Below are 6,426 nucleotides of genomic sequence, written 5' to 3'. Positions count from 1 at the left end.
CGGCACCGGCGGCACCGGCGGCACCAGCCACGGCGCCGGCCGTACCGGCGAGTCCAGCTGTTGTGAACACGCCGTGACGGTCGCCGCGGCCGGGTTTTCCCTGTATCCTTCGAAAAATCCGCGTCATGCGCGCGGGGTCTCAACAGAAGGATGAAGCGATGCGCCTGCGCCATATCGAAGTTTTCCACGCCATCATGCAGGTCGGTACCATCAGCGGTGCCGCCCAGGTTCTCCACATCTCGCAGCCGGCGGTGACGAAAGTCCTGCAGCACGCGGAGCTGCAGCTGGGCATGCCGCTGTTCGAGCGGGTGCGCGGCAAGTTGTATCCGAAGCCGGAAGCGCACCGCCTGTTCGCCGAAACCGAGAAGCTGAACCGCGACCTGCAGGGCATTCGCCGCCTGGCCGCCAGCCTGAAGAGCCGCGCGGTGGAAACCGTGCGCCTGGTCTCGACGCCCACCATCGCGATCAGCGTGCTGCCGCAGGCGATGACGGTGTGGCGCCGCGACTTCCCGCAGGCGCGCTGCGAGCTGTCCACCCACCACACCAGCGAGATCGTGAACGCGCTGCGCCTGGGCGAAGCCGACCTGGCGCTGTCGCTGCAGGACCCGCGCCACCCCGGCATCGTGGCCGAACCGATCGCCCACGGCTATCTCACCGTGATGGCGCCGCGCGGCACCTGGAGCGAGGAAGAACTGTCTCGGCCTTTCGGCGCCGAAGGCTTGAGCGGCGAGTTGATCGGCCTGACCGACGGCGACCCGCTGGGCGAGATCGTGGTCGCGGCCTGCGAAGCCCAGGGCGTGCAGCCGGTCTACCACACCGTGGTGCAGACCTACCAGATCGCCCGCTCGCTGGTGGAAGCCGGCGCCGGCCTGGCCGTGCTCGACCCCTTCACCGCGGCCTCGGCCGACCCGGCCAAGGTGCAGTGCCGCCAGTGGGCGCCGGCGATGCCGGTGCACCTGTATCTCCTGAGCGCCAGCCATTCCCCCTTGTCGCACGGGGCGCGGGAGCTGGCCAACTGTATCGGCGCGACCGCGCGCGCCTGTCTCGAAAAAGGTTGTGCATGACCCTGACTGTGGCCAGCGAGGATATCGCCGGCAGCCCTGAATTCCGCCATCTCACCAGCATCGACGGGATCGCGATCGACCTGCGCTACGCCACGCCCAACAACTTCGTCGGACGTGACCTGTATTCGCCTTTCGACTGCGCCTGGCTGCACCGCGACGCCGCCGAGGCGCTGGAGAAGGTCGTGGCCTGGCTGAAGCAGCGCCGTCCCGGATATACCGCCCTGGTGCTCGACGCCCTGCGTCCGCAGCGCGTGCAGCAGCAGCTGTGGGACGCGCTCGAGGGCACCGGCCTGCAGATGTACCTGGCCAACCCGGCGCGCGGCTCGATTCACTCCTACGGCATGGCGCTCGACATCACCCTGCTCGACGAACAGGGGCGCGAGCTCGACATGGGCACCGGTTTCGACGACATGACCAATTTGTCGCACCCGGCGCTGGAAGAAGGCTTCCTGATCACCGGCGAGCTCACCGATGAGCAGGTGGCCAACCGCCGTCTGCTGCGCGAGGGCATGCTGGAGGCGGGCTTCTTCGGCATCAACACCGAATGGTGGCATTTCGACTGCGGCGACCGCGAACTGGTGCGCGCCACCTACCGCCGCGTGCTCTGACATGCGCGGCCTTGGCCCCTCACGCTGGCTGCGCGCTGCGATCGCCGTAGCCTGCATCCTGCTGGCGCCGCAACTGCAGGCCCAATCGGTCGCCTTCACCTTCGACGACGGCCCGATCCTGGCCGCTACCCCATACCTGGGACCGCAGGCCCGTAACGCGGCCATGCTGGCGGCGCTGGCGCGGCACCAGGTCCAGGCCGCGCTGTTCGTCACCGTCGGGCATGGCGCCGACCGCCCGGAAGGCCTGGCGCTGGCGCGCGCCTGGGGCCAGGCCGGCCACGCGCTCGCCAACCACACCATGACGCATCCGGACCTGGACAGCGACAAGGTCACGCTCGCCCAGTACCAGCAGGAAGTGCTCGACTGCGACCGCGTCATCGCCGCGCTGCCGGGCTACCAGAAGTGGTACCGCTTCACCTACCTGCGCGAAGGGAACAGCAAGGACAAGCGCGACGGCATGCGCGCCTTTCTCCGCCAGCAGGGCTACCGCAACGGCTACGTCACGCTCGACACCAGCGACTGGCGGTTGAACGAGAAGCTGACCGAGGTGCTGGCGAAGAATCCGCAGGCGAACGTCGAGCCGATCCGCCAGGCCTACCTGGCGCACATCCGCCAGCGTGCGCTGGCCTACCGCGAGCTGGGGCAACGGCTGCAGGGCAGGGACATCCCGCAGGTCCTGCTGCTGCACCATAACCTGATCAATGCGATGTGGCTGGACGACGTGATCCGCCAGTTCAAGGACATGGGCTGGACCATCACCACGCCGGCGCAGGCCTATGCCGATCCCGTCTACCGCTTCATGCCGGAACGTCCCGGCGGCAGCCTGTTGCTGGCCATGGGGCGCAGCCTGGGAATGACGCCTGCGGAACTGGGACTGCGCCTGATGGACGACGGCGACTTCGAGATCGAGGCCCTCGCGCAGCAGGGTCTTTGAAACCGGCGCGGGCTTGCGCGCCGGGCCGTTGCGCTGGCTCATAGGTAGCGGGCTGGACAGTAGCTAAAGTTAGTCCAGACGATGCCGAAAGGAGCGCTACCATGCCTGCCTTCGATCACGTACGCCGCCTGTGCGGCGCGCTTGCCGCAAGCTGCTTTCTCCTGACCTCACCGCTGCATGCGCAGTCGGTGGCCCTGAGCTTCGATGACGGTCCCTCGCTGGCCCCAACCCCGCTCCTGTCGCCCCAGGCCCGCAACGACGCGATGCTGGCGGCGCTGGCCAGGCACGGCGTCCAGGCGGCGCTGTTCGTCACCGCCGGCTTCGGCACCAACCGGCCCGAAGGCATGGCGATGGCGATGGCGTGGGGGCTGGCCGGCCATGTCATCGCCAACCATACGGTGACCCATCCGGACCTGGACGACCCCGCGGTCACGCTGGCGCAGTACCAGCAGGAAGTGCTCGACTGCGACCGCGTCATCGCGGCGCTGCCCGGCTACCAGAAGTGGTTCCGCTTCCCCTACCTGCGCGAAGGGGGCACGCCTGAAAAACGCGAGGGCATGCGCGCCTTCCTGGGCGAGCACGGCTACCGCAATGCGCGTATCACGCTGGACACCGCCGACTGGCGCCTGAATGGCGAACTGCTCGAGGCGCTCGCGAAGAATCCGCAGACGGACCTCGAGCCCTTCCACCAGGCCTACCTGGCGCAGGTCCGCGAGCGTGCCGAGACCTACCGCGAACTGGCCCGGCGCCTCCAGGGCCGCGACATACCGCATGTGGCCCTGCTGCACCATAACCTGATCAATGCGCTGTGGCTGGACGACGTGATCACCCTGTTCCAGGACATGGGCTGGACCATCACGAGCCCGGCGTATGCGTATGGCGGCAGGATCCACCATTTGACGCCGAAGCCTCCGGCGCCGGCGCTGAGGATGCTCTAGGGCAGGGCCGGTGCCTGTGCCGGCGCCGCCGGCGCTCCCGAACGCGCCACCCAGTCCACCAGCGCATCGAGCACCGCGCGTCCGCGGCCGTTGCCGGCCTGCTCGCTGTTGACGATCGCGACGAACACGTTCTGCACGCCGTCCGCATCCGGCACGTAGCCCGCCAGCGCCACCACGTTGCGCAGCGTGCCGGTCTTCAGGCGCGCACGTCCCGCCGCCGCGGTGCCCTGCAGGCGGCGGCGCAGGGTGCCGTCGATGCCGGCGATCGGCATGCTGGACTGGAATTCGGGCGACCAGTTGCTGCGCAGGCCGGCCTGCAGCAGGTAGGCCATCTGCTGCGGCGTGATGCGTTCAAGGCGCGACAGACCCGAGCCGTTCTCGATCACGAAGCCGGCATCGTCGATGCGCTGGCCGCGCATCCATTCGCGCACCGCGGCATCGGCCCGTGCGAAGGTACTCTCGCCGTTGACCGGAAGGGCGAAGCTGCCCGCTGCCGGATCCGGCTGCAGGCTGCCCAGGCTGAGGAACAGGGTGCGCGCCAGCAGGTTGTCCGAGGGCTTGTTGGTGTCGCGGACCAGCTCCGGCAGCATGCGCGAGGTATGCTCGGCCAGCAGGGTCGAGTCGGGCGGCGCCGTGCCCTCGACCGCCTTGCCGCTGAACTTCCCGCCCAGCTCCTTCCACTTCTGGCGGAACAGGCGTTCGATGTAGTCGTTCCGGTCCAGCACGTTGATGCTGTAGCTGCGCGCGCAGTCTTTCGGGAAGGTCCCGTGCAGGAGCACCCGGATGCGGCCGTCCTTCTGGCGCACGGCTTCCGGCAGCTTCCAGCCGTCTTCCCACTTCGCGCAGTCGGCGTCGACGAGCGTCATGTCGGAGCCGATGCTCACGCGGTCCAGTTGCGGCTGCATCTCCAGCTTCAGGCGCTTGCTGGTCGAGCGCATGTCGATCTGGATCATGTTCTTGTTGACCAGCAGCGCATCCGGGATCACGTTGTAATAGGCCTCGGGCGACTCGTCGAAGGGCGCGATGCCGACGTCCGTGCGTGCCGGCTGCCACAGGCTGCGGTCCAGCACCAGGTCGCCCTCGATGCGGCGGATGCCCTGGTAGTGCAGGGCGCGCAGCATGTTTTCCAGGTCTTCGCCGGACAGGTCGGCGTCGGCGCCGCCTTTCAGGATCAGGTTGCCGCGCAGGACGCCCTTCTCGATCTCGCCCGTGGTGCGCAGCTCGGTGCGGCCGCGGAAGGCGGGGCCGAGGCGCTCCAGGCTGACCATGGTCGTCACCAGCTTCATGGTCGATGCCGGCTGCATCGGCCGGTCGGCCTGGTGCGACAGCACCACGCTGTCGCCCTTGAGCACCAGCACACCGAGGGCGTCTTCGGGCAGGCCCTGCTGCGCCAGCACCTGGGCGACCGGCGCCGGCAGCTGGGCGTGGGCGCTGCCGAAAACGGCAACGAAGAGGGTGGCGAGGGTAAGGCGGCGCAGCATGATGACTCCTGATTAACCGAAGAACAGATAGGCGACGAAGATGGCGCCGATGACGCCGGCCAGGTCGGCCAGCAGGCCGTAGCCGATCGCATAGCGGGTCTTGCGGATGCCGACCGAGCCGAAATACAGCGCGATGATGTAGAAGGTGGTGTCGGCGGCGCCCTGCAGGATGCTGGCCAGGCGGCCCACGAAGGAGTCGACGCCGTAGGTGGTCATGGCGTCGATCATCATGGCGCGCGAGCCGCTGCCCGACAGCGGTTTCATGAGCGCGGTCGGCAGCGCGCCGACGAAGTCGGTCGGCAGGCCGAGGGCGGTGAAGATCCAGGCGAAGCCGCTCACGATCAGGCCCAGGATGCCCGAGTTGCGCACCACGCTGATCGCCACCAGCATGCCGACCAGGTAGGGAATGATCCGCAGCGAGGTCTCGATGCCGCCCTTGGCCCCTTCGATGAAGGCTTCGAACACGTTCACCTTCTTCGCCAGCGCGCCGACCATGAAAGCCGCGATGATCGAGAACAGGATCAGGTTGGCGGTGACCACCGAGACCAGCTGGATCTGCGCCTTGTCGAGGAAGACGGTGAAGTACCAGACCAGCAGGGCGATGAGGGCGGTCAGGCCGCCGATCCAGCCGAACACCGCCGGGTGCAGCAGGTTGATGCGCTGGCGCAGGCTGACGGCGATGATGCCGGTCATGGTCGAGCAGTAGGTCGCGATCAGGGTCGGGATGAAGATGTCGGCCGGATTCGCGGCCCCGAGAATTGCGCGCTGGGCCATGATCGCCAGCGGGATGATGGTCAGGCCCGAGGTCTGGATCACCAGGAACATGATCTGCGCGTCGCTGGCCTCGTCCTTGTTCGGGTTCAGGGTCTGCAGGCTTTCCATGGCCTTCAGGCCGAAGGGGGTGGCGGCATTGTCCAGGCCGAGCATGTTGGCCGAGAAGTTCATCACCATGTGGCCGTTGGCCGGATGGTCCTTCGGCACGCCCGGGAAGATGCGCGAGAAGAAGGGCGCGATGATGCGGGCGAACAGGTTGATGGCGCCGGCCTTTTCGCCGACGTTCATGATGCCCAGCCAGAGCGTCATGACGCCGGCCAGGGGCAGGGCGATGTCCATCACCGCCATCTTGGCCGACGAGAAGGTGCCGTCGATGATGCGCTTGAAGATCTCGGTATCGCCCAGGAACAGCCATTGCGCGAGTGCCGCGATGAAGCCGACGAGGAAGAAGCCAGTCCAGATGTAATTGAGTGCCATGTGAATGCCGCTGCTGAGATCGTACGATTGTGCAGCGGAGAGTATAGGCCCGGAAACAGCTGCGCAGATGAAAGAATGCGCCTGCGCCATGTTTAAAAGTTATAAGGGGCGGCGGCCTGCCCGCTTTTTTGTTTGCTTCATGGCATGAAA

General features: G+C 67.3%; 6 protein-coding genes. 4 read left to right on the top strand and 2 right to left on the bottom strand.

The window, feature by feature from the left end; translation table 11 throughout:
- The first annotated feature begins 158 nt into the window (after nucleotides 1-158).
- The 4 genes from B2R83_RS16170 (at nucleotide 159) to B2R83_RS16155 (ending at nucleotide 3,544) form a co-directional block, all read left to right on the top strand.
- Nucleotides 159-1,064 (top strand): LysR family transcriptional regulator, encoded by a 906-nt coding sequence (locus B2R83_RS16170; RefSeq protein WP_209589871.1) that lies wholly within the window; start codon nucleotides 159-161, stop codon nucleotides 1,062-1,064.
- Entirely contained in the window at nucleotides 1,061-1,672 is a 612-nt protein-coding gene (locus B2R83_RS16165) for a M15 family metallopeptidase (RefSeq protein ID WP_036209724.1), read from the top strand. The genes B2R83_RS16170 and B2R83_RS16165 overlap by 4 nt, the downstream gene beginning before the upstream one ends.
- Nucleotide 1,673: 1 nt before the next feature.
- Nucleotides 1,674-2,606 (top strand): polysaccharide deacetylase family protein, encoded by a 933-nt coding sequence (locus tag B2R83_RS16160; protein ID WP_292043393.1) that lies wholly within the window; start codon nucleotides 1,674-1,676, stop codon nucleotides 2,604-2,606.
- 101 nt (nucleotides 2,607-2,707) lie between these two features.
- Nucleotides 2,708-3,544, top strand: a complete 837-nt coding sequence (locus tag B2R83_RS16155) for a polysaccharide deacetylase family protein (RefSeq protein ID WP_292043391.1) — start codon at nucleotides 2,708-2,710, stop codon at nucleotides 3,542-3,544.
- Here the strand turns inward: B2R83_RS16155 and dacB are convergent.
- Nucleotides 3,541-5,025, bottom strand: coding sequence for a D-alanyl-D-alanine carboxypeptidase/D-alanyl-D-alanine endopeptidase (dacB, locus tag B2R83_RS16150; protein ID WP_292043389.1), 1,485 nt, complete (start codon nucleotides 5,023-5,025; stop codon nucleotides 3,541-3,543). The genes B2R83_RS16155 and dacB overlap by 4 nt on opposite strands.
- Before the next feature lie 12 nt (nucleotides 5,026-5,037).
- On the bottom strand, nucleotides 5,038-6,276 hold the full coding sequence (locus B2R83_RS16145) for a nucleoside recognition domain-containing protein (protein ID WP_292043386.1): 1,239 nt from the start codon (nucleotides 6,274-6,276) through the stop codon (nucleotides 5,038-5,040).
- Between the last annotated feature and the right edge of the window lie 150 nt (nucleotides 6,277-6,426).

The organism is Massilia sp. UBA6681 (assembly GCF_002454935.1).
In the GTDB taxonomy this organism is placed as follows: domain Bacteria; phylum Pseudomonadota; class Gammaproteobacteria; order Burkholderiales; family Burkholderiaceae_D; genus Telluria; species Telluria varians.
This window is presented reverse-complemented; position numbering and strand designations above follow the sequence as displayed.